The sequence below is a fragment of the Pseudomonas sp. BN505 genome (assembly GCF_029873175.1).
In the GTDB taxonomy this organism is placed as follows: Bacteria; Pseudomonadota; Gammaproteobacteria; order Pseudomonadales; family Pseudomonadaceae; genus Aquipseudomonas; species Aquipseudomonas putida.
Genome location: NZ_SSOI01000059.1, coordinates 1 through 20,606, shown reverse-complemented (window position 1 = coordinate 20,606; position 20,606 = coordinate 1). Strand labels below are relative to the sequence as shown.

At 63.7% G+C, this 20,606-nt stretch carries 19 protein-coding genes; 13 read left to right on the top strand and 6 right to left on the bottom strand.

Annotated elements, in window-relative coordinates; translation table 11 throughout:
* Nucleotides 1–21 precede the first annotated feature (21 nt).
* Nucleotides 22–1,584: a bifunctional aminoglycoside phosphotransferase/ATP-binding protein gene (locus E8E78_RS19385; protein WP_016501610.1), complete on the top strand. Its 1,563-nt coding sequence runs from the start codon at nt 22–24 to the stop codon at nt 1,582–1,584.
* Between the two features lie 252 nt (nt 1,585–1,836).
* Nucleotides 1,837–2,115, top strand: coding sequence for a TfoX/Sxy family protein (locus tag E8E78_RS19380; protein WP_016489141.1), 279 nt, complete (start codon nt 1,837–1,839; stop codon nt 2,113–2,115).
* Nucleotides 2,116–2,321: 206 nt separating this feature from the next.
* Here E8E78_RS19380 and E8E78_RS19375 read toward each other — a convergent pair whose 3' ends face one another.
* From E8E78_RS19375 to E8E78_RS19360, 4 genes are read right to left on the bottom strand one after another with little or no spacing between them, the layout of a single operon-like run.
* Entirely contained in the window at nt 2,322–3,206 is an 885-nt protein-coding gene (locus tag E8E78_RS19375; protein ID WP_061204055.1) for a ChaN family lipoprotein, read from the bottom strand.
* Nucleotides 3,207–3,218: 12 nt separating this feature from the next.
* Complete coding sequence (locus E8E78_RS19370; RefSeq protein WP_084966588.1) at nt 3,219–3,986, bottom strand: heme ABC transporter ATP-binding protein; 768 nt, start codon at nt 3,984–3,986, stop codon at nt 3,219–3,221.
* Nucleotides 3,986–4,969, bottom strand: coding sequence for an iron ABC transporter permease (locus E8E78_RS19365; RefSeq protein ID WP_280311796.1), 984 nt, complete (start codon nt 4,967–4,969; stop codon nt 3,986–3,988). The genes E8E78_RS19370 and E8E78_RS19365 overlap by 1 nt, the downstream gene beginning before the upstream one ends.
* A 50-nt stretch (nt 4,970–5,019) precedes the next feature.
* Nucleotides 5,020–5,904, bottom strand: a complete 885-nt coding sequence (locus E8E78_RS19360; RefSeq protein WP_061204054.1) for an ABC transporter substrate-binding protein — start codon at nt 5,902–5,904, stop codon at nt 5,020–5,022.
* 148 nt (nt 5,905–6,052) lie between these two features.
* On the opposite strand from E8E78_RS19360, the gene E8E78_RS19355 reads away from it, so the two are divergent.
* The gene (locus tag E8E78_RS19355; RefSeq protein WP_016501615.1) at nt 6,053–6,370 is read left to right on the top strand and encodes a Rieske (2Fe-2S) protein; all 318 of its coding nucleotides are present in this window, start codon (nt 6,053–6,055) and stop codon (nt 6,368–6,370) included.
* On the opposite strand, the gene sfsA is transcribed toward E8E78_RS19355, so the two are convergent.
* Both sfsA and E8E78_RS19345 read right to left on the bottom strand, forming a co-directional pair.
* A complete protein-coding gene (gene sfsA / locus E8E78_RS19350; RefSeq protein WP_059395890.1) occupies nt 6,360–7,073 on the bottom strand; it encodes a DNA/RNA nuclease SfsA in 714 nt (237 codons plus the stop codon). The genes E8E78_RS19355 and sfsA overlap by 11 nt on opposite strands.
* Nucleotides 7,073–8,245, bottom strand: a complete 1,173-nt coding sequence (locus tag E8E78_RS19345; RefSeq protein WP_114942795.1) for a pyridoxal phosphate-dependent aminotransferase — start codon at nt 8,243–8,245, stop codon at nt 7,073–7,075. Before E8E78_RS19345 ends, sfsA begins: the two co-directional genes overlap by 1 nt.
* A gap of 210 nt (nt 8,246–8,455) precedes the next feature.
* On the opposite strand from E8E78_RS19345, the gene dksA reads away from it, so the two are divergent.
* From dksA to pgi, 10 genes are all read left to right on the top strand, one after another.
* Nucleotides 8,456–8,902 carry an RNA polymerase-binding protein DksA gene (gene dksA, locus E8E78_RS19340; protein WP_016501618.1) on the top strand — a complete coding sequence of 149 codons (447 nt, stop codon included), beginning with the start codon at nt 8,456–8,458 and terminating at the stop codon, nt 8,900–8,902.
* A 63-nt stretch (nt 8,903–8,965) separates the two neighbouring features.
* The gene (gene gluQRS, locus E8E78_RS19335; protein ID WP_084966680.1) at nt 8,966–9,853 is read left to right on the top strand and encodes a tRNA glutamyl-Q(34) synthetase GluQRS; all 888 of its coding nucleotides are present in this window, start codon (nt 8,966–8,968) and stop codon (nt 9,851–9,853) included.
* 245 nt (nt 9,854–10,098) lie between these two features.
* Nucleotides 10,099–10,275: a hypothetical protein gene (locus tag E8E78_RS19330; protein ID WP_003250005.1), complete on the top strand. Its 177-nt coding sequence runs from the start codon at nt 10,099–10,101 to the stop codon at nt 10,273–10,275.
* Nucleotides 10,259–13,234 carry a sensor histidine kinase gene (locus E8E78_RS19325; protein WP_162471775.1) on the top strand — a complete coding sequence of 992 codons (2,976 nt, stop codon included), beginning with the start codon at nt 10,259–10,261 and terminating at the stop codon, nt 13,232–13,234. Before E8E78_RS19330 ends, E8E78_RS19325 begins: the two co-directional genes overlap by 17 nt.
* 4 nt (nt 13,235–13,238) lie before the next feature.
* Entirely contained in the window at nt 13,239–14,681 is a 1,443-nt protein-coding gene (locus E8E78_RS19320) for a sigma-54 dependent transcriptional regulator (RefSeq protein WP_084966591.1), read from the top strand.
* A gap of 842 nt (nt 14,682–15,523) precedes the next feature.
* Nucleotides 15,524–16,912, top strand: a complete 1,389-nt coding sequence (locus tag E8E78_RS19315) for a polynucleotide adenylyltransferase PcnB (protein ID WP_016501622.1) — start codon at nt 15,524–15,526, stop codon at nt 16,910–16,912.
* Nucleotides 16,909–17,388 carry a 2-amino-4-hydroxy-6-hydroxymethyldihydropteridine diphosphokinase gene (folK, locus tag E8E78_RS19310; RefSeq protein WP_049276398.1) on the top strand — a complete coding sequence of 160 codons (480 nt, stop codon included), beginning with the start codon at nt 16,909–16,911 and terminating at the stop codon, nt 17,386–17,388. Before E8E78_RS19315 ends, folK begins: the two co-directional genes overlap by 4 nt.
* 262 nt (nt 17,389–17,650) lie before the next feature.
* Entirely contained in the window at nt 17,651–18,451 is an 801-nt protein-coding gene (gene panB / locus E8E78_RS19305; RefSeq protein WP_019470466.1) for a 3-methyl-2-oxobutanoate hydroxymethyltransferase, read from the top strand.
* Entirely contained in the window at nt 18,448–19,311 is an 864-nt protein-coding gene (gene panC, locus E8E78_RS19300) for a pantoate--beta-alanine ligase (protein ID WP_016501625.1), read from the top strand. Before panB ends, panC begins: the two co-directional genes overlap by 4 nt.
* A 177-nt stretch (nt 19,312–19,488) precedes the next feature.
* Nucleotides 19,489–20,606: glucose-6-phosphate isomerase (gene pgi / locus E8E78_RS19295; protein ID WP_280311795.1), on the top strand; the 1,118-nt coding region annotated here is incomplete at its 3' end.

Genomic DNA, 20,606 nt, shown 5'->3' with positions numbered 1-20,606 from the left:
CTGCCCCCGGAAGGATTTCCCGTGAGCCAAGCACTTATCACTGCGTTGCAGAACCCAGCCCTGTACCCTCACCCCGTGGATGGGTTCCAGCTCATCGAGACGCATATCTCCTGGGTGCTGCTCACCGGCGAGTACGCCTACAAGATCAAGAAACCGATGAACTTCGGCTTCCTCGACTTCACCGACCTAGGCCAGCGCCAACATTTCTGTAACGAAGAGTTGCGCCTGAACCAGCGCCTGACCGACGGCCTGTACCTGGAGGTGCTGCCGCTGACCGGTAGCGTCGACGCACCGCAGATCGGTGGCGACGGCGAAGCCATCGAATACGCACTGAAGATGCGACAGTTCCCGCAGGGGCAGATGCTCAGCACCCTGCAGGCCAATGGCGAACTGAATGCCGCGCACATCGACCAGATGGCCCGGCAAATCGCCGAGTTCCACTTGCAAACGCCCAAGGTATCCGCCGAGCAGCCCTACGGCTCGCCTGAAAGCGTCATGGCGCCGGTCGAGCAGAACTTCGAGCAGATACGCCCCTTCCTCAGCGACAAGGCCGACCTGCTGCAACTGGACAACCTGCAGGCTTGGGCCCGCAGCAGTTTCGAGCGGCTGCAAGGCCTGTTCGCCTCGCGCAAGGCCAATGGCTTCACCCGCGAGTGTCACGGCGACATCCATCTGGGCAACGCCACCCTGATCGACGGCCAGGTGGTGATCTTCGACTGCATCGAGTTCAACGAACCGTTCCGCATGACCGATGTCTGGGCGGACACCGGCTTCCTCGCCATGGACCTGGAAGATCGCGGCCTCAAGTGCCTGGCACGACGCTTCATCAGCCAGTACCTGGAGCTGACCGGCGATTATGAAGGCCTGGAAGTGCTCAACTTCTACAAAGCCTATCGCGCCCTGGTACGGGCCAAAGTCGCGCTGTTCAGCATGCCGGCCAATGCCGACGGCGTGCAGCGGGCCACCACCCTGCGCACCTACCGCAATTACGCCAACCTGGCCGAAAGCTACAGCGCCATCCCTTCGCGGCTGCTGGCCGTTACCCATGGCGTCTCGGCAGTGGGCAAGAGCCACGTGGCAATGCGGCTGGTCGAGGCCCTGGGCGCCATTCGTGTGCGCTCCGATGTCGAGCGCAAGCGCCTGTTCGGCGAACAGCCGCAAGAGAGCGCCGGTCAGCTCACCTCCGGCATTTATGACCAGGATGCCAGTGCTGCCACATACCAACGTCTGCACGAAGTTGCAGCAACCGTTTTGCGCGCCGGCTTCCCGGTGGTGCTGGATGCCACCTACCTCAAGCATGAACAGCGGCAAGCTGCGGCAGACGTTGCCAGCCAGACCGGTGTACCGTTCCTGATCCTCGACTGCCACGCACCCGAGGCAGTCATCGCCAGCTGGCTGGAGCAGCGTCAGGCCGAAAACACCGACCCTTCGGATGCCACCCTGGACGTGGTCAAGGCCCAGCAGGCCAGCCGTGAAGCCCTGGATGCGCAGGAGCTGGTGCAGAGCACCCGGGTCGATACCCAGGATGCTGGCAGCATGGACCAGGTGATCGAGCAGATTCGCCAGCGTTTGCCTGGCCTGTAAGTTCGCCGCTTTCCTGTTCTGGCCCTATCGCCGGCAAGCCAGCTCCCACAGGTACACCATCGCCCTCAAGGCCAGCGGTGTACCTGTGGGAGCTGGCTTGCCGGCGATAGGGCCAGAACAGGCTACTTCTCAAAGGCAGCTCCATCGCCCCGATGGCAAAAGGCCGCGCATTTCCTAACCCCCGCTACACTCCTCTCTGACCTGCTCGCGATTTATCCTCCAATCCACGTTCAGCCATCGCAAGGAGGCTCGATGAACGATGAATTGCAGCACCTGAAGAACCTTGGCAAGACCTCTGCGCAGTGGCTGCATGCAGCCGGCATCCACAGTGCATCGGACCTGCGTCGCCTGGGTGCGGTAGGTGCATACCAGGCCGTAAAAACACGAGGGTTCCGCGCTTCCAAGGTGCTGTTGTACGCCATTGAAGGCGCCCTGCTGGACATGCACTGGAACGATTTGCCGCTCGAGCGCAAAGAAGCGCTCAATCAACAACTGGACGCGAAAAACCCTACGCAAAAAAATCCAAAATAATCGTGGAAGGGGATTGACTACGAAATGAGAATCGTTATGATTATCACAACTGGTCGCGAGACTGGTTGGATAACCTAAGAGCCCCTGGTTCGGACTCTCAGATTATCTCCTCATCAGGCTAATCACGGTTATTGACCCGGCTCTTTGCCGGGTCTTTTTTTGCCTGTGGTTTTGTGCCGCCTGGCTTGGCCTTACCACCTTGCACACTACTGGCGAAACTGCGCGCAGTAGTCCTGCTCCGGCGTCGCCGCCGTGTACCACACGTAATCAGCCTCGCCTGGCTCAACCTGCTCGCCCACCTCGGCCAGCAGCAATACCTTGCTCTCCCCCGACGCCCCCAGATCAGCCAGGTGCAAGGGTATGCCCAAGTCCTTGCGCACGTGATAGGCACCGGCAAACAGCAGCGCCGGCTGCGGCGCCGACAGCAAACGCTCGGCCATGCGCCGGTCGCGCTGCTGCTGCACGGCCAGCATCGCTGGCAACTGGTTTTCCGGCAGCATCCCGCAATGCCCGGCGCGTACCTGCTCCAGCAAGGCAGCCTTCACCGCTGGCGCATTGGACCTTTCGCCGGTCAGCGAGGCGGGTTGCCGATAGGCTTGGCGCATCTCGCCAGGCGACAGGTTGGCCGCCAGCAGTGGCACTCTCTGCTGCAAGGCCTCATGCACTATCGGCCCGTACAGTTGCCAATCCCAACCGTCCTGCCAGGCCAGCGCTTTGGGCAAGTCTGCCGGCACGGGTTGCCCCTGAACCTTGTCGACCAGCGGTTGCTGTTCGGGCTGCAGCATTTCCAGCAAGAGGCTGCCTTGCACGCGCTGCCCCTGCAACGCGCGCAGCAGCCAAAGTTGCAGCGCGTGGTGGTCCGGGTTGTCGTGTTTTTCACCCACCAGCACACGGGGGGCGCCCGCCAGGCGCTGCACCAGTTGCTCAGGGCTGATCGCCTGGCCGCTGGCAAGGTCGATGATGTGCCCCAACTCGGCATGCGTAAGCCCCTCACTGCTCTGCCAAGCGGGCAACGGCGGCAGGCTGGCCTGGCAGCCACCCAGTGCCAACATCAGGCAAAGCGAGAAACGGGACAGCAGCGGATGACGCATCGGCAATGCCTCCTAGCGGGCGATGATCAGCGGATGCCCACGCTCCGGGTGCGCCTGCACCAGCACATCGATACCGTAGACTGCCCTCAACGCCGCTGGCGTCAGTACCTCTTCAGGCGAGGCAAAGGCATGACTGCGCCCCTGCTCCAGCAACAGGATACGGTCACAGTAGCGCGCAGCCAGGTTCAGGTCATGCAGGATCACCAGCACCGCGGCGCCGCGGTCGGCGAAGCGGCGCACGGACTCCAGGGTGGTGTGCTGGTGCAGTGGGTCGAGCATCGAGGTCGGCTCGTCGAGCAGCAGCGTGGTCCCCTCCTCGCCTGGCCATAGCTGCGCCAGCACACGGGCCAGGTGCACCCGCTGCCGCTCGCCACCGGACAACGCCAGGTAACTGCGCTCCACCAGGTGCCAGGCATCCGCCGCCTGCAACGCCGCTTCGACTATTTCCGCATCGCGCCGCTGCCCGGTGCCATGGGGCATGCGCCCCATGCCCACCACTTCCTCGACCCGGAACGAGAAGCCCAGGCTGGACACCTGGGGCAATACGGCCAGGCGCCTGGCCCGCTCCTGCCCAGGCCAATCGGTGAGGGGCCGGCCCTGCAACGTCACCCGCCCCCGGTTGGGCACCAGCTCGCCACTCAGCACACCCAGCAGGCTGCTCTTGCCGGCACCGTTGGGGCCTAGCACGCCCACCACCTGCCCCGGGCTCAGCTGCAGATTGATACCGTGCAGCACCTCATTGCTTCCGCGCCACAGGTGCAGGCCTTCGACTTGCAACATCAGCTGCGCCCTCGTATCAGCAGGACCAGAAAGAACGGTGCACCGATGAAGGCCGTGACAATACCAATCGGCAACTCGGCAGGTGTCAGCAGTAGCCGCGCCGCCAGGTCGGCGAACAGCATCAGCACGCCCCCCGCCAGCAACGAGGCCGGGAGCACCACACGGTGATCAGGCCCGGCCAGCAAGCGCACCAGGTGCGGCACCACCAGGCCGATGAAGCCGATCAGCCCTGCTGCAGCCACTGCCGCACCTACGCCCAACGCCGTGCAGAACACCAACTCGCGCTTGAGCCGCTCAACGTCAACGCCCAGGTGGCGCGCCTCCGACTCACCCAGCAACAGGGCATTCAGCGCCTTGGCCCGGCGTGGCAACCACGCCGCCACCCCCGCCGCCACCAGCAGCAACGGCCACAGCCGTTCGTAGCTGGCACCGTTCAGGCTGCCAAGGTTCCAGAACGTCAGCGTGCGCAGGGTGGCGTCGTCAGCCAGGTAAGAGAACAGCCCAACGGCCGCGCCACCCAGCGCAGTCATGGCCACGCCAGCCAGCAGCATGGTTGCGACATTGGTCTGGCCATCGCGCCGGCCCAGACGGTAGACCAACGCGGTTACACCAAGCCCCCCGACAAAAGCGCAGAACGACAGCAGATACGGCGCGAAAGCCTCCGGCATGCCGCCAAACCAGGCGCCACCGACAATGGCGACCGCGGCCCCCATCGCCGCCCCAGCGGCAACCCCCACAAGCCCTGGATCGGCCAGCGGGTTGCGGAACAGCCCCTGCATGGCCACGCCGGACAGCGCCAGCACCGCACCCACCGCCAGCCCCAGCAAAGTCCGCGGCAGACGGATCTGGCCCAGGATCATCTCGGCCTGCTGCAGGCCGTCAGCCGCAATCGGCAGCCCCAGCAGGCGCAGGCCGGCGCGCAGGGTGTCGAACAACGGCAGGCTGACCGGCCCCAGGGCCAGCGACAGCCACACCGCCAACAGGCACAGCAGGCTCAGGCATATGAACAACGTGCGTGGCTGGACCCGCTGTTTCATTGCGCGAAGCTGGCCTGGGCTGCCGGGTAGAAGGTGGCTGCCAGCGACTGCAAGGTCGATGGCAGGCGTGGGCCAAGCCCGCCCACCAGCAGCGTCGGGTCCAGTGACACCAGGCGTTTCTCACGCACAGCCCGCGAGGCAGCCAGCGCGGGGTTTTCCTTCAACAGTGCCTGCAAGGCCTGCTCATCGGCCAGCGCCCGGTCGGAAAACACGATCACGTCCGGGTCCAACGCCGCCAAGGCTTCGTTGGAGAAGTTCTTGTAGCCTTGATGCTCTGCCAGGTTGTGCCCACCTGCCTGGCCCAGCAGCCAGTCACCCGCAGTGCCCTGCCCGGCGATCAGCGGCTTGGCCCCGGCGTGGCCGACCAGCAGTAGCACCCCAGGTGCCTTGTGCCCGGCCTGAGCCTGCTTGACCTTGGCCTGCACAGCCTCGATTTGCTGGTGATAACCCGCCGCCAACGCCGAAGCTTGCTGCTCTGCGCCAAGCAACTGCCCCAGATGCTTGAGGTTTTCATCCACCGCCGCGAGTTCGGCTTTGCTTGAGAACAACTCCACCCGCACACCGGCCTTGCGGATTTGCGCCAGGACCGGCGGCGGGCCCATTTCCTCGGTGCCCACCAGTACATCCGGGCGCAGGCTGAGAATGCCTTCAGCCGACAACTGCCGCTGGTAGCCCACGCTGGGCAGTGATTTCAGCGATGCAGGATGCTGGCTGGTGGTGTCCACCCCGACAAGCCGTGCTTCACCGCCCAGTGCCGTTATCCACTCGCTCAGGGCGCCACCCGCGCTGACCCAGCGTTGCGGCAATTCGGCCGCCAGGGCCTGGGTGGAGAGCACAAGGCTTGCGCACAGGGCGAGCAAGGCGACTGGACGGCGCATCATCGGGTTCCTTCTGAGGGCGAGCCGCGCGCCTTGTGGCGGACGGCAGAACTGCGCACCATAGGTAGCCAGGCGCAGCGAATGCGGGCAATTTGATAATTATTCGCATTGACGCGTCAAGTCATCATCTGTTTCATGAGTCGTCCTCGCCATGCACTTGCTCTGTACCTCCCACGCCCTGGCCGAAGGCCAAAGCCGCGCCTTCAGCGTAGACGGCCTCGAACTGTTCGGCGTACGCCGCCAGGGCCAGGTGTACCTCTACCGCAACCGTTGCCCACACCGCGGCATCCCGCTGAACTGGGCGCAAAATGCATTTCTTGATGACAGCGCCAGCCTCATCCACTGCGCCCACCATGGCGCGCTATTTTTGATTGAAAGCGGCGAGTGCGTAGCCGGGCCTTGCGAAGGTGAGCAATTGCTGGCCCTGGGCTGTCACGAGGACAGCCAGGGCATCTGGCTTATGGCGTAACCAGCACCGGCAGGCGGCGATCAACAACAATGCCTTCGGCATCCAGACGGGTGCCGTAGGCCAGCACCTCCACGCCATCCGCCACCGCCGCACGCAGGGCCTGGGCATAGGCTGCGTCGATTTCCTCAGCTGGGCGTACGGCGTCGATGCCCGTCAGGTTCACGCAATACAACTGCACCGCCCGTACACCCTGGCGGGCCAATTTCGCCAGCTCGCGCAGGTGCTTGGCACCGCGCTGTGTCACCGCATCGGGGAAGGCTGCAACTGTGCTGTCGGGGTAGCCCAAGGTCACGCTCTTGACCTCGACGTACGCGGGGGCACCGTCGAACTCCAGGCGAAAGTCGATGCGGCTGCTTTCGTCACCGTACGCCACTTCACGCTTGAGCGCGGTGAACCCGGCGAGTTCGGTGATGACGCCGGCCCGCAGTGCCTCTTCGACCAGCGCGTTGGCACGCCCGGTATTCACGCAGGCCAACCGCCCCTGCGGGGTTTCGCTGATTTCCCAGGTGCCCGGCAGTTTGCGCTTGGGGTCGTTGGAGCGGCTGAACCACACCTGCCCGCCTTCACGCATGCAGTTGAGCATCGAGCCGGTGTTCGGGCAGTGAATGGTCAGCTGTTCGCCGCTGGCCAGTTCGATGTCCGCCAGAAAGCGCTTGTAACGGCGCAGCAGGCGGCCCTGTTCGAGTGGGGGATAGAACTGCATCAGCCTTGCCAGCTCCGCAGGCCACGGGCAATGCGCTGCACCGCCTCTTCCAGGCGCAGCAGGCTCTGGGTGTAGGCAAAGCGCACATGGTGCCCGGCCAGGTGGCGGCCGAAGTCCAGGCCCGGCGTAAAGGCCACGTGCTCGGTTTCCAGGAAATGCCGGCAGAAGGCAAACGCATCACCGCCAAAGGCACTGATGTCGGCATACAGGTAAAAAGCCCCCTGCGGCTCGACGGCAATGCGGAAGCCCAATTCGCGCAGGGCGGGCAACAGATAGTCGCGACGGCGGGCGAACTCGGCCCGGCGTTCTTCGAAAATGGCCAGGCTCTCGGGCTGGAAGCAGGCCAGCGCGGCATGCTGGGCCATGCTCGGTGCACTGATGTAAAGGTTCTGCGCCAGCTTCTCCAGGTCGCCCACCGCGCCGGGTGGGGCTACCAGCCAGCCAAGGCGCCAACCGGTCATGCCGTAATACTTGGAAAAACTATTCAGGACGAACGCCGAGTCGTCGACTTCCAGCACGCTTGGCGCGTCCATGCCATAAGTGAGGCCATGGTAGATTTCGTCCACCACCAGGTGGCCGTGTCGCTCATGGGTGGCCCTGGCAAGGCTGGCCAACTCTTCCCGCCCCAGCACGGTACCGGTCGGGTTAGCCGGCGACGCGACCAGTGCACCGACGGTGTCCTTGTCCCAGTAACGCTCGACCAGGTCGGCGGTGAGCTGGTAATTCACATCCGGGCCCACTGGCACCAGCTGCGCCCCGCCCTCGACCAGCCGCAGGAAGTGGCGATTGCACGGGTAACCCGGGTCGGCCAGCAACCAGTGCTTGCCCGGGTCGACCAGCAGGCTGCTGGCCAGCAGCAACGCGCCAGAACCACCTGGGGTAATCAGGATGCGCTGCGGGTCGATATTCAAGCCATAACGCTGGCCATAGAAGCCGGCAATCGCTTCGCGCAGTGCCGGCAGGCCGCGTGCGGCGGTATAGCGGGTGTGCCCGGCGGCCAGTGCCGCTTGGCCGGCAGCCACGATCGGCGCAGCCGTAGTGAAGTCCGGCTCGCCGATTTCCAGGTGGATCACGTCGTGCCCGGCCGCCTGCAACTCGTTGGCCCGGGCCAGCAGCGCCATGACGTGGAAGGGTTCGATGGCGCGGCTGCGCGCACTGTAGGGGTGGGCCATGACCTTCTCTCAATTGCGTCTAAACTGGAGATTCTACCTCTGCACGCCAACGAACGTACGGCTCGCGCCGATGTCAATAAGCAGGATCGGGCGGGGTAGCGCACCCCCGATCTATCTGGTAAGTTCGGCGGCTCGCAGTCGCAGGGCCGGCGGTCGCCGGGGATGGAGCATCCTGCGCATTGGATCAGATGAGTGAGAGGCGGTCTATTCATGTCCACCGTAGAAAAGCAAAAAACCGGTCAAACCATGTACGGTGTCGAGCCCTATAAAGAGACCAAGGGCGAAGAGTACATGGGTGAGCCCATGAAGAAGCACTTCACCAAGCTTCTCAATGCCTGGAAAGGCGAGCTCATGCAGAGTGTGGATCGCACCGTAGACCACATGAAGGATGAAGCTGCGAACTTCCCGGACCCGGCCGACCGTGCCAGCCAGGAAGAAGAATTTGCTCTTGAGCTGCGCAACCGTGATCGCGAGCGCAAGCTGATCAAGAAAATCGACAAGACCCTGCAGAAGATCCAGGACGAAGATTACGGCTGGTGCGAATCGTGCGGCATCGAAATCGGCCTGCGCCGCCTGGAAGCACGTCCGACCGCCGACCTGTGCTTCGACTGCAAGGAAATCGCCGAGAAAAAGGAAAAAACGGTCGGCAAAGGCTGATCTTTCTTCCACCTGAACGGGGCGCTTGATGCGCCCCGTTTCATTTATATGCCCAGCCTGACCATGACCGACTCCAGCTACATCGGGCGCTTCGCCCCCACCCCCAGCGGCTTCCTGCACTTCGGCTCGCTGGTCGCCGCCCTCGCCTCCTGGCTCGATGCCCGTGCCGTCAACGGCCGCTGGCTGCTGCGCATGGAAGACACCGACCCCCCCCGGGAAATGCCCGGGGCCCGTGATGCCATCCTGCAGACCCTGGAGCGTTACGGGCTGGAATGGGATAGCGAAGTGGTGTTCCAGAGCCAGCGGCACGATGCCTATGCCGCAGTAGTCGACCGCCTGTTCAACATGGGCCTGGCGTATGCCTGTACCTGCTCGCGCAAGCAACTGGAGGGTTACAACGGCATCTACCCAGGCCTGTGCCGCAACGCCGGCCATGCCCGGGAAGGCGCGGCGATCCGCTTGCGCGTGCCAGAGCTGATCTACCGCTTTACCGACCGGGTACAGGGCGAGTACCAGCAGCACCTGGGCCGTGAAGTGGGCGACTTCGTCATCCAGCGCCGCGACGGGCTGTATGCGTACCAGCTGGCAGTGGTGCTGGACGATGCCTGGCAGGGTGTTACCGACATCGTGCGTGGCGCCGACCTGCTCGACAACACCCCGCGTCAGCTGTACCTCCAGGAGTTGCTGGGGTTCTCACAGCCGCGCTACATGCATATTCCGCTGATCGTGCAGCCGGATGGGCACAAGCTGGGCAAATCGTACCGCTCGCCCCCCCTGCAGGCAGAGCATGCTACACCGCTGCTGTTGCGGGCATTGCGGGCGCTGGGGCAGGAAGCAGACCCCGACTTGCTGCTGGCAACGCCGGCTGAAGTGTTGGCGATAGCCCGCAAGCAGTGGCGGCCGGAGGCGATTGCGCAGCGGACCACGGTGCCAGAGGCTGATTTGCGCTGAGGCAGGCCCGGCCCTTTCGCGGGTAAACCCGCTCCCACATGTTTGTCACAGGTTTCGAAGGCGGTGCCGTTCCTGTGGGAGCGGGTTTACCCGCGAAAGGGCCAGCAGAGGCAAACCAACCCTCAAAAACAAAAGCGCAATAATTTCAAAACCTTGGCTAACGCAATGGATTCCCGCTAGCATCCCCCCCGCCATTTGCGCCAATAATAAGTCCAAGCCCGCAGCGCCCAACCATCGAGGCCAGCATGTACATCTATCGTTTGGTCCTGCTTCTGGTCGTGGGGATCTACCTGTTCTCCCCGGCCATCATGGACTGGTGGATCGAACCGACCGGAGCCTGGTACCGCCCCTACCTGCTCTGGCTGATCCTGATCGTCGTCACCTTCATCCTGCAGAGCCAACGAGATGCCGATGAGCTTTAGCCTGACCCAGATGATCCTGATCAGCGCCGGGTACCTCATGGTGCTGTTTGGCGTGGCCTGGATCAGCGAGCGGGGGTTGATCCCGCGTTCGATCATTCGCCACCCGCTCACCTACACCCTGTCGCTGGGCGTGTACGCCAGTGCCTGGGCCTTCTATGGCTCGGTGGGCCTGGCCTACCAATATGGCTACGGCTTCCTTGCCTGTTACCTGGGGGTGTCCGGCGCGTTCCTGCTGGCACCGGTGCTGCTCTACCCGATCCTCAAGATCACCCGCACCTACCAGCTGTCATCGCTGGCCGACCTGCTGGCGTTTCGCTTCCGCAGCACCTGGGCCGGGGCACTCACCACCATCATCATGCTGATCGGCGTGCTGCCGTTGCTGGCGTTGCAGATCCAGGCGGTGGCTGACTCGATCAGCATCCTCACCGGTGAGCCGGTCAAGGCCAGGGTGGCCTTCGCCTTCTGTACGCTGATCATCCTGTTCACCATCTTCTTCGGCTCACGGCACATCGCCACGCGCGAAAAACACGAAGGCCTGGTGTTTGCCATCGCCTTCGAGTCGGTGATCAAGTTGCTGGCCCTGGGCGGTATCGGGCTTTACGCCCTGTACGGCGTATTCGGCGGCCCGCACGAGCTGGAAGTGTGGCTACTGCAGAACCAGACCGCCCTGGCCGCGCTGCACACCCCCCTGCAGGAAGGCCCATGGCGCACCCTGCTGCTGGTGTTCTTCGCCTCGGCCATCGTCATGCCGCACATGTACCACATGGCCTTCACCGAAAACCTCAACCCGCGCTCGCTGGTCAGTGCCAGCTGGGGCCTGCCGCTGTTCCTGCTGCTGATGAGCCTGGCCGTGCCGCTGGTGCTGTGGGCTGGCCTGCGCCTGGGCGCCACTACCAACCCCGAGTACTTCACCCTGGGCCTGGGGATTGCCGCCAACAACGAAGCATTGGCACTGCTGGCCTACGTCGGCGGTTTGTCGGCCGCCAGCGGCCTGATCATCGTCACCACCCTGGCGCTGTCGGGCATGGCCCTCAACCACCTGGTGCTGCCGCTGTACCAGCCCCCGGCCGAAGGCAATATCTACCGTTGGCTGAAGTGGACCCGCCGCGCGCTGATCGTCGCCATCATCACCGCCGGCTTCATGTTCTACCTGACCCAGAACAACCACCAGAGCCTGGCCAACCTGGGCATCGTCGCCTTCGTCGCCACCCTGCAGTTCCTGCCGGGCGTGCTGTCGGTGCTGTACTGGCCCACCGCCAACCGCCGCGGCTTCATCGCCGGGCTGCTGGCCGGCACCCTGGTGTGGATGGTGACCATGCTGCTGCCGCTGCTGGGCAATCTGCAGGGCTTCTACATCCCGCTGCTGGACATGATCTATGTGCTGGACGATACCAGCTGGCACATGGCGGCCATTGCCTCGCTGGCGGCCAACGTTTTGCTGTTCACCCTGATCTCGCTGTTCACCAACGCCAGCACAGAGGAAGTCAGCGCGGCCGAAGCCTGCGCCGTGGACAACGTACGCCGCCCGCAGCGGCGCGAGCTGCACGCCGCCTCGCCGCAGGAGTTCGCCACCCAACTGGCCAAGCCGCTGGGCGCCAAGGCCGCCCAAAAGGAAGTGGAACAGGCCCTGCGTGACCTCTACCTGCCGTTCGACGAGCGTCGCCCCTACGCCTTGCGTCGCCTGCGCGACCGCATCGAGGCCAACCTGTCAGGCCTGATGGGGCCGAGCGTGGCGCAGGACATGGTCGAAACCTTCCTGCCGTACAAGTCCGGTAACGAAAACTACGTGACCGAAGACATCCACTTCATCGAAAGCCGTTTGGAAGACTATCACTCGCGCCTGACCGGCCTGGCCGCCGAGCTCGATGCCCTGCGCCGTTACCACCGCCAGACCCTGCAGGAGCTGCCCATGGGCGTCTGCTCGCTGGCCAAGGACCAGGAAATCCTGATGTGGAACAAGGCCATGGAAGAGCTGACCGGCATCGCCGCCAAGCACGTCGTCGGCTCGCGCCTGCTCACCATCGACGAACCGTGGCGGGGCCTGCTGCAAGGTTTCATCAACCTGCCCGACGAACACCTGCACAAGCAGCGCCTGGCACTGGACGGGCAGCCGCGCTGGCTGAACCTGCACAAGGCCGCCATCGACGAGCCGTTGGCCCCCGGTAACAGCGGCCTTGTGCTGCTGGTGGAAGACCTTACCGAAACACAGGCCCTGGAAGACAAGCTGGTGCACTCCGAGCGCCTGGCCAGCATCGGCCGCCTGGCCGCCGGCGTGGCCCACGAAATCGGCAACCCGATTACCGGCATCGCCTGCCTGGCGCAGAACCTGCGCGAGGAACGCGAAGGCGATGGCGAAATCATCGAGCTGTCCAGCCAGATCCTCGACCAGACCAAGCGTGTGTCGCGCATCGTCCAGTCGTTGATGAGCTTCGCCCATGCTGGCGGCAGCCACCAGAACAGCGAAGAACCGGTGTGCCTAGCCGAAGTCGCGCAGGACGCCATCGGTCTGCTGGCCTTGAACCGGCGCAATTTCGAAGTACAGTTCTTCAACCTCTGCAACCCGGACCACTGGGCCGAAGGTGACCCGCAGCGCCTGGCCCAGGTGCTGATCAACCTGCTCTCCAACGCCCGCGATGCCTCGCCGCCCGGCAGCGCCGTGCGCGTGCGCAGCGAAGTCAGCGAGCACACCGTCGACCTGATCGTCGAGGATGAGGGCAGCGGGATACCGAAGAACATCATGGACCGCCTGTTCGAACCTTTCTTCACCACCAAGGACCCGGGCGAGGGAACCGGACTAGGGCTCGCTCTGGTCTATTCCATCGTGGAAGAGCATTATGGGCAAATCACCATCGACAGCCCGGCCGATATCGAACGGCAACGTGGCACCCGGATCCGCGTGACCCTGCCCCGGCATGTCGTAGCGACGTCCCCTGAAATTCGAGACCGTCGAGAGAATTGAATCAATGCCGCACATTCTGATCGTCGAAGACGAAACCATCATCCGCTCGGCCTTGCGTCGCCTGCTCGAGCGGAACCAGTACCAGGTCAGCGAAGCCGGCTCGGTGCAGGAAGCCCAGGAACGCTTCAGCATTGCCACCTTCGACCTGATCGTCAGCGACCTGCGCCTGCCAGGCGCACCCGGCACCGAGCTGATCAAGCTCGGCCAGGGCACCCCGGTGCTGATCATGACCAGCTACGCCAGCCTGCGCTCGGCGGTGGACTCGATGAAAATGGGCGCGGTGGACTACATCGCCAAGCCTTTCGACCACGACGAGATGCTGCAGGCCGTGGCGCGCATCCTGCGCGACCGGCAGAGCGCCCCGGCTGCCGCATCGGCTGCCGAGCCACGCGCCACCAATGGCAAGGCCGCACCGGCCGACAAAGGCAGCGCGGCTGCGGCCAATGGCGAAATCGGCATCATCGGCTCGTGTCCGCCGATGCAGGACATGTACAGCAAGATCCGCAAGGTAGCGCCTACCGACTCCAACGTGCTGATCCAGGGCGAGTCGGGTACCGGTAAAGAGCTGGTGGCCCGCGCCCTGCACAACCTGTCGCGCCGGGCCAAGGCACCGATGATCTCGGTGAACTGCGCCGCCATCCCCGAGACACTGATCGAGTCCGAACTGTTCGGTCACGAAAAAGGCGCCTTCACGGGCGCCAGCGCCGGGCGTGCCGGCCTGGTAGAAGCCGCCGACGGCGGCACGCTGTTCCTCGACGAAATCGGCGAACTGCCACTGGAGGCCCAGGCCCGCCTGCTGCGCGTGCTGCAGGAAGGCGAGATTCGCCGGGTAGGTTCGGTGCAATCGCAAAAGGTCGATGTGCGCCTGATCGCCGCGACCCACCGCGACCTGAAGAACCTGGCCAAGGCCGGCCAGTTCCGCGAGGACCTTTACTACCGCCTGCACGTGATCGCCCTGAAACTGCCTGCCCTGCGCGAGCGCGGCAGCGACGTCAACGAGATCGCCAGCGCCTTCCTCGCCCGCCAGAGTGCGCGCATCGGTCGCGACGACCTGCATTTCTCGGCCGAAGCCGAGCAGGCCATCCGTCATTACAGCTGGCCGGGTAACGTACGTGAGCTGGAAAACGCCGTGGAGCGCGCGGTGATCCTCAGCGAGAGCGCAGAAATTTCTGCCGAGCTGCTGGGCATCGACATCGAGCTGAGCGACCTGGAGGAGGACGAAATCCTCAACAACGCGCTGGTAGTGGCCAGTGCTGCCAATGCCAGCCACGAGCCGACCGAAGACCTTTCGCTGGAAGACTACTTCCAGCACTTCGTACTCGAGCACCAGGACCACATGACCGAAACCGAACTGGCACGCAAGCTAGGCGTCAGCCGCAAGTGCCTGTGGGAACGCCGCCAGCGCCTGGGCATTCCACGGCGCAAGAGCAACGCTACCAGCGAATAACCTGCCTGCCAGGGGTAGGAGGTTCCTCCTGCCCCTTCTCTACCAGCCTCACCGGCGTATTCGCGGGCTCGCCCGCTCCCACAGGGACCGGACAACTTCGCAGCCTGTGGGGATCCTGTGGGAGCGGGCAAGCCCGCGAAAAGGCCAGCACAGCCACCGCGTACACCCAGGTAACACATCAGTTCCCACAAAAATCTGTTACCCAACCTTTCCGCCGTAACAGTTCCCGAGGTGTACGGTAACGAAATCGCCCCGATTTCAGCCCGCAAAATTTCGCCGAAACCACTCAAGCCCTTGATTTTACTGGGTTTTGAAAAGTTGGCACGGCACCTGCTATATGCTTAGTACAAAAACAATAACAAGCACTGCAACCTAAAATAAGAACAAGACGAAACGGCTCACGCACAATAAAAACAAGACGGCGGAGGCGCAGCTAACTGATTCTTTTGGAGAGGATGCGTGTTTGGGGCTTGCCCCACGACCAGGCAGAGAACAACAAAAACTGCACTAAAAAGCAGCGCCTGAACTGGTTGGATCGATAGATCAACGTGACATCAGCGGCCAAAGCAATCCGTTTGCTCTTAACCCCTGGATTGGGGGTCGTCCACAAGCTTCGAGATTTGTGGACAGGGCACTCAACAAAAACAAAAAGCCCAGTAAAAAAAACAATAAGAGCACGCAACGACTTCTTGGGGAGCTTAGGCTCCCCTTGTCGTTTCTACCCTTCTGGCAGCCATCCTGCTACCCGCCTACACCATTCCCCGAGTAAATGCTAGAATCCCCGCCCATCATGCGGCCATTCTCCTATTGTTGGCCGAACATTCCTTCACACAGTGCATCCCATGCTGAAGAAGCTGTTCCAGTCTTTCCGCCCGCCCGTACCGGGCCCGCACCACAGGCGCACTACGCCTGAGGTGATCAACAAGAGCCAGCACTCGCTGCAGCGCCACCAGTTCAGCCGTCACGCGGTTAACATCGTGGAACGCCTGCAGAGCGCCGGCTACCAGGCTTACCTGGTCGGTGGCTGTGTCCGCGACCTGATGCTGGGCATCACGCCGAAGGACTTCGACGTCGCCACCAGCGCCACCCCCGAACAGGTCCGTGCCGAGTTCCGCAACGCGCGCATCATTGGTCGCCGCTTCAAGCTGGTTCACGTGCATTTCGGCCGTGAGATCATCGAAGTTGCCACCTTTCGCGCGCCCCACTCGGAAGACGATCAGGGCGACAGCCACCGTTCGTCGCACAATTCCAGTGGCCGCATCCTGCGTGACAACGTGTACGGCACCCTGGAAGAAGACGCGCAACGTCGCGACTTCACCATCAACGCCCTGTACTACGATCCGGTCAGCGAGCGTATTCTCGATTACGCCAACGGTGTGCACGATGTACGCAACCGCCTGCTGCGGCTGATCGGCGACCCGACCCACCGCTACCAGGAAGACCCGGTGCGCATGCTGCGCGCGGTGCGTTTCGCCGCCAAGCTGGACTTCGGTATCGAAAAGCACACGGTCCAGCCGATCCGCGAACTGGCCCCGCTGCTGCGCGAGATCCCGCCGGCACGGCTGTTCGAGGAATGCCTCAAGCTGTTCCTCTCCGGCCAAGGCGCCATCGCCTTCGAAATGCTGGTCGACCTGCAGCTGTTCGAGCCATTGTTCCCGGCCAGTGCACACGCCCTGGACGAGCGCCCGACCTACGCCCACACACTGATCAGCCAGGCGTTGCAAAACACCGATCTGCGCGTGAAGCAGGGCAAACCGGTAACCCCGGCGTTCCTGTTCGCTGCGCTGCTGTGGCCAGCCCTGCCGGCCCGTGTACTGCACCTGCAGAACCAGGGCGTGCCGCCGATCCCGGCCATGAACGGCGCGGCACACGACCTGATCGCCGAGCAATGCGCGCGCATCGCCATTCCCAAGCGCTTCACCCTGCCGATCCGCGAGATCTGGGACATGCAGGAGCGCCTGCCACGGCGCAGCGGCAAACGCGCCGACCTGCTGCTGGACAACCCACGCTTCCGCGCCGGTTACGACTTCCTGCTGCTGCGTGAAAGCGCCGGGGAAGAGACCGACGATCTCGGCCAGTGGTGGACCGACTACCAGGATGCCAACGACAGCGAGCGCCGCGAGATGATCCGCGAGCTGGGCAGCCGTGACGAAGGCACCGGTGCCGGCCCGCGTAAACGCAAACGCAGCGCCAGCAAACGCAAGCGCGGTGGCGACGAGGCGCCCGAGTGAAGACTCGCGCCTACGTCGGCCTGGGCAGCAACCTGGACGCACCTGCCGAGCAACTGCGCAGTGCCTTGCAGGCGCTGGACCAGGTCGAGCAGACCCGCCTAGTGGCGGCTTCGGCCCTGTACACCAGCGATTCGCTGCTGCCCGGTCAACCGCGTTACACCAACGCTGTCGCCGCCCTGGACACCGCATTGCCGCCACTGGCGCTGCTTGATGCACTGCAAGCCATCGAGAACGGCCAGGGCCGCGTGCGCAAGGAGCGCTGGGGCCCGCGCACGCTGGACCTGGACATCCTGCTGTTCGGCGACCAGGTACTCGACGAGCCACGCCTTAAAGTGCCGCACTACCACATGCATGCCCGGCCTTTCGTGTTGTACCCACTGGCCGAACTGGTACCGGACGATTTCCACCTGGCCGATGGCCGGGCCCTTGCGCAACTGCTCGACGACTGCCCGTTCGTCGGCCTTGAACGCCTGTAAACCGGGCGTTCCAGCCTTGCCCGCTGGCACGGTAACGCCAGTAACACCCTGATCGTAACAATGCGGTAACAGGGTGATTGACTTCCCCCACCTCGCTCACGACTATAGGCGTCCCGTGTGGCACCAAAGTGCCGCATACCCGTATTTAGGCCCGGACGGACCTGTGCCCGAACATCACGCGCGATGATGTGCCGCTCCGGAAGATGACTACACGCGTTGAATGCAGTCGTTTTTTACAGCGCCTGAACGAGGATTTTCCGACATGCCTGAAGTAACCCTTACCACCCTCAATGGCCTCAAGGCCAAGGGTGAAAAAATCACCATGCTGACGTGCTATGACGCGACCTTCGCCAAGGCCGCCAGCCAGGCCGGCATCGAAGTGTTGCTGGTTGGCGACTCGCTGGGGATGGTCCTGCAAGGCCACGACAGCACCCTGCCGGTCACCACGGCGGACATGGCCTACCACACCGCCAGCGTCAAACGCGGCAACGACGGCGCGCTGATCCTCGCCGACCTGCCGTTCATGGCCCACGCCACCCCGGAGCAAGCCTTTGCCAACAGCGCCACGCTGATGCAGGCTGGCGCCCACATGGTCAAGATCGAAGGCGCCGCATGGCTGGCCGAAACCATCCGTCTGCTGGCTGAGCGCGGCGTGCCGGTGTGTGCGCACATGGGCCTGACCCCGCAGACCGTCAACGTGCTGGGCGGCTACAAGGTGCAAGGTCGCCAGGAAGCCCAGGCCCGCCAGATGCGCGCCGACGCCATCGCCCTGGAACAGGCCGGCGCGGCCATGCTGCTCCTCGAATGCGTGCCCAGCGAACTGGCGGCAGAGATTACCAATGCCGTGGGCATTCCGGTGATCGGCATTGGCGCCGGCAGCGCCACCGATGGCCAGGTGCTGGTACTGCACGACATGCTCGGCCTGTCGCTGACCGGCCGGGTGCCGAAGTTCGTGAAGAACTTCATGCAAGGCCAGCCCGATATCCACAGCGCCCTCGTCGCTTACGTCGAGGCGGTCAAGCAGGTCAGCTTCCCAGGTAGCGAACACGGGTTCAGTGCATGAATACAGTCAAGACCGTCCGCGAATTGCGCGCCGCCGTCGCCCGCGCTCGCGGTGAAGGCAAGCGCATCGGCTTCGTACCGACCATGGGCAACCTGCACAGCGGCCACGCGGCCCTGGTGACCAAGGCTGCGCAGCGCGCCGATTTCGTGGTGGCCAGCATCTTCGTCAACCCGCTGCAGTTTGGCGCCAACGAAGACCTCGACAAGTACCCGCGCACCCTGGCCGCCGACCAGGAGCGCCTGCTGCAGGCGGGCTGCAACCTGCTGTTCGCGCCCAGCGCCGAAGAGATGTACCCCGACGGCATGAGCGTGCAAACCCGCGTCAGTGTGCCCCACCTCTCCGAAGGCCTGTGTGGCGCCAGCCGGCCCGGGCATTTCGAAGGTGTGGCCACCGTAGTCAGCAAGCTGTTCAACATGGTCCAGCCTGACCTTGCCGTGTTCGGTGAAAAGGACTTCCAGCAGCTGGCGGTGATCCGCGCCATGGTGCGCGACCTGAACATGCCGATTCAGATCATAGGCGAGCCCACTGTGCGCGCCGAAGATGGCCTGGCGCTGTCGTCGCGCAATGGCTACCTCACGCCGGAGCAGCGTGCGATCGCGCCAGTGCTGTACCGCACGTTGCAGCACATTGCAGAGGCCATCGGCCGTGGCCAACGGGACTTTGCCGCGTTGGTCGCTGATGGGCAGGCGCAGCTGAGTGCGGCGGGGTTGCGCACGGATTATCTAGAGGTGCGCCATGCCGTGAGCCTGCGCCCGGCCGTGATCGATGACCGGGACCTGGTGGTGATTGCGGCGGCTTACCTGGGTAACACCAGGTTGATCGACAACCTTTACCTGCATGTGGAAGAGAAGACCGCGTAACGGTCTCGGGCTGCTATGCAGCCCATTCTCGGGCATGCCCGCTCCCACAGGCGCCCCCAAAATCACCTTGCCATACCCATTCCCAGTGCGTGGCCTTTGCCTATAATGATGCCAGCCTGAACCCGGCAATGACTGCCGTGTCCAAGGCATCACCACGCACCAAGGGAACCCCGCGCAATGGCGTATTACCGTACTCCCCACGATGTGACGGCCCTGCCCGCCTGGCAGGCGCTTCAGCAACACCGCGACGCCATGCAAGGCTTCAGCATGCGCGAAGCCTTCGCCGCCGATGCCCAACGCTTCGACCAGTTCTCCCTGAGCTGCTGCGGCCTGTTCCTCGACTACTCGAAAAACCTGATCACCGAACAAAGCCGCGACCTGCTGGTGAACCTGGCCAATGAAGTGGGCCTGCAAGACGCCATCAAGTCGATGTTCAGCGGCGAAATCATCAACGCCTCCGAAGGCCGCCCGGTGCTGCACACTGCCCTGCGCCGGCCCGTGGGCGACAAGCTCAGCGTCAACGGCGTGAACGTCATGCCGGAAGTACACAAGGTACTCAATCAGATCACCGAACTGGTCGGGCGCATCCACGACGGCCTGTGGCGCGGCTACAGCGAAAAGCCCATCACCGACGTGGTCAACATCGGCATCGGTGGCTCGTTCCTTGGCCCCGAGCTGGTTTCCGAGGCGCTGCTGCCGTACGCCCAGCGTGGCGTCCGCTGCCACTACCTGGCTAACATCGATGGCAGCGAGTTCCACGAGCTGTCGGCCAACCTGCGCGCCGAAACCACCCTGTTCATCGTCTCGTCGAAGTCGTTCAACACACTCGAGACCCTGAAAAACGCCATGGCCGCGCGCACCTGGTACCTGGCCCAGGGCGGCTCGGAAGCCGAGCTGTACCGCCACTTCATCGCGGTTTCCAGCAACAAGGCCGCCGCCGTGGCCTTTGGTATTCGCGAAGAGAACATCTTCCCGATGTGGGACTGGGTGGGTGGGCGCTATTCGCTGTGGTCGGCCATCGGCCTGCCAATCGCCCTGGCCATCGGCACAGCCAACTTCAAGGAACTGCTGTCCGGTGCCCATACCATGGACCAGCACTTCCAGACCGCGCCGTTCGACAAGAACATGCCGGTGCTGCTGGCCCTGCTGGGCGTGTGGTATGGCAACTTCTGGGGCGCGAACAGCCACGCGATCCTGCCGTACGACCACTACCTGCGCAACATCACCAAGCACCTGCAGCAGCTGGACATGGAGTCCAACGGCAAGAGCGTGCTACAGGACGGCACCCCGGTGAA

Excerpts from the sequence above, each read along its gene's own strand:
- panC (WP_016501625.1), top strand. The coding sequence starts at position 18,448 with ATGAATACAGTCAAGACCGTCCGCGAATTGCGCGCCGCCGTCGCCCGC.
- E8E78_RS19330 (WP_003250005.1), top strand. The coding sequence starts at position 10,099 with ATGTACATCTATCGTTTGGTCCTGCTTCTGGTCGTGGGGATCTACCTG.
- E8E78_RS19315 (WP_016501622.1), top strand. The coding sequence starts at position 15,524 with ATGCTGAAGAAGCTGTTCCAGTCTTTCCGCCCGCCCGTACCGGGCCCG.
- E8E78_RS19380 (WP_016489141.1), top strand. The coding sequence starts at position 1,837 with ATGAACGATGAATTGCAGCACCTGAAGAACCTTGGCAAGACCTCTGCG.
- E8E78_RS19345 (WP_114942795.1), bottom strand. The coding sequence starts at position 8,245 with ATGGCCCACCCCTACAGTGCGCGCAGCCGCGCCATCGAACCCTTCCAC.
- E8E78_RS19325 (WP_162471775.1), top strand. The coding sequence starts at position 10,259 with ATGCCGATGAGCTTTAGCCTGACCCAGATGATCCTGATCAGCGCCGGG.
- panB (WP_019470466.1), top strand. The coding sequence starts at position 17,651 with ATGCCTGAAGTAACCCTTACCACCCTCAATGGCCTCAAGGCCAAGGGT.
- dksA (WP_016501618.1), top strand. The coding sequence starts at position 8,456 with ATGTCCACCGTAGAAAAGCAAAAAACCGGTCAAACCATGTACGGTGTC.
- E8E78_RS19320 (WP_084966591.1), top strand. The coding sequence starts at position 13,239 with ATGCCGCACATTCTGATCGTCGAAGACGAAACCATCATCCGCTCGGCC.
- sfsA (WP_059395890.1), bottom strand. The coding sequence starts at position 7,073 with ATGCAGTTCTATCCCCCACTCGAACAGGGCCGCCTGCTGCGCCGTTAC.
- E8E78_RS19370 (WP_084966588.1), bottom strand. The coding sequence starts at position 3,986 with ATGTTGCAAGTCGAAGGCCTGCACCTGTGGCGCGGAAGCAATGAGGTG.
- E8E78_RS19355 (WP_016501615.1), top strand. The coding sequence starts at position 6,053 with ATGCACTTGCTCTGTACCTCCCACGCCCTGGCCGAAGGCCAAAGCCGC.
- gluQRS (WP_084966680.1), top strand. The coding sequence starts at position 8,966 with ATGACCGACTCCAGCTACATCGGGCGCTTCGCCCCCACCCCCAGCGGC.
- E8E78_RS19360 (WP_061204054.1), bottom strand. The coding sequence starts at position 5,904 with ATGATGCGCCGTCCAGTCGCCTTGCTCGCCCTGTGCGCAAGCCTTGTG.
- E8E78_RS19375 (WP_061204055.1), bottom strand. The coding sequence starts at position 3,206 with ATGCGTCATCCGCTGCTGTCCCGTTTCTCGCTTTGCCTGATGTTGGCA.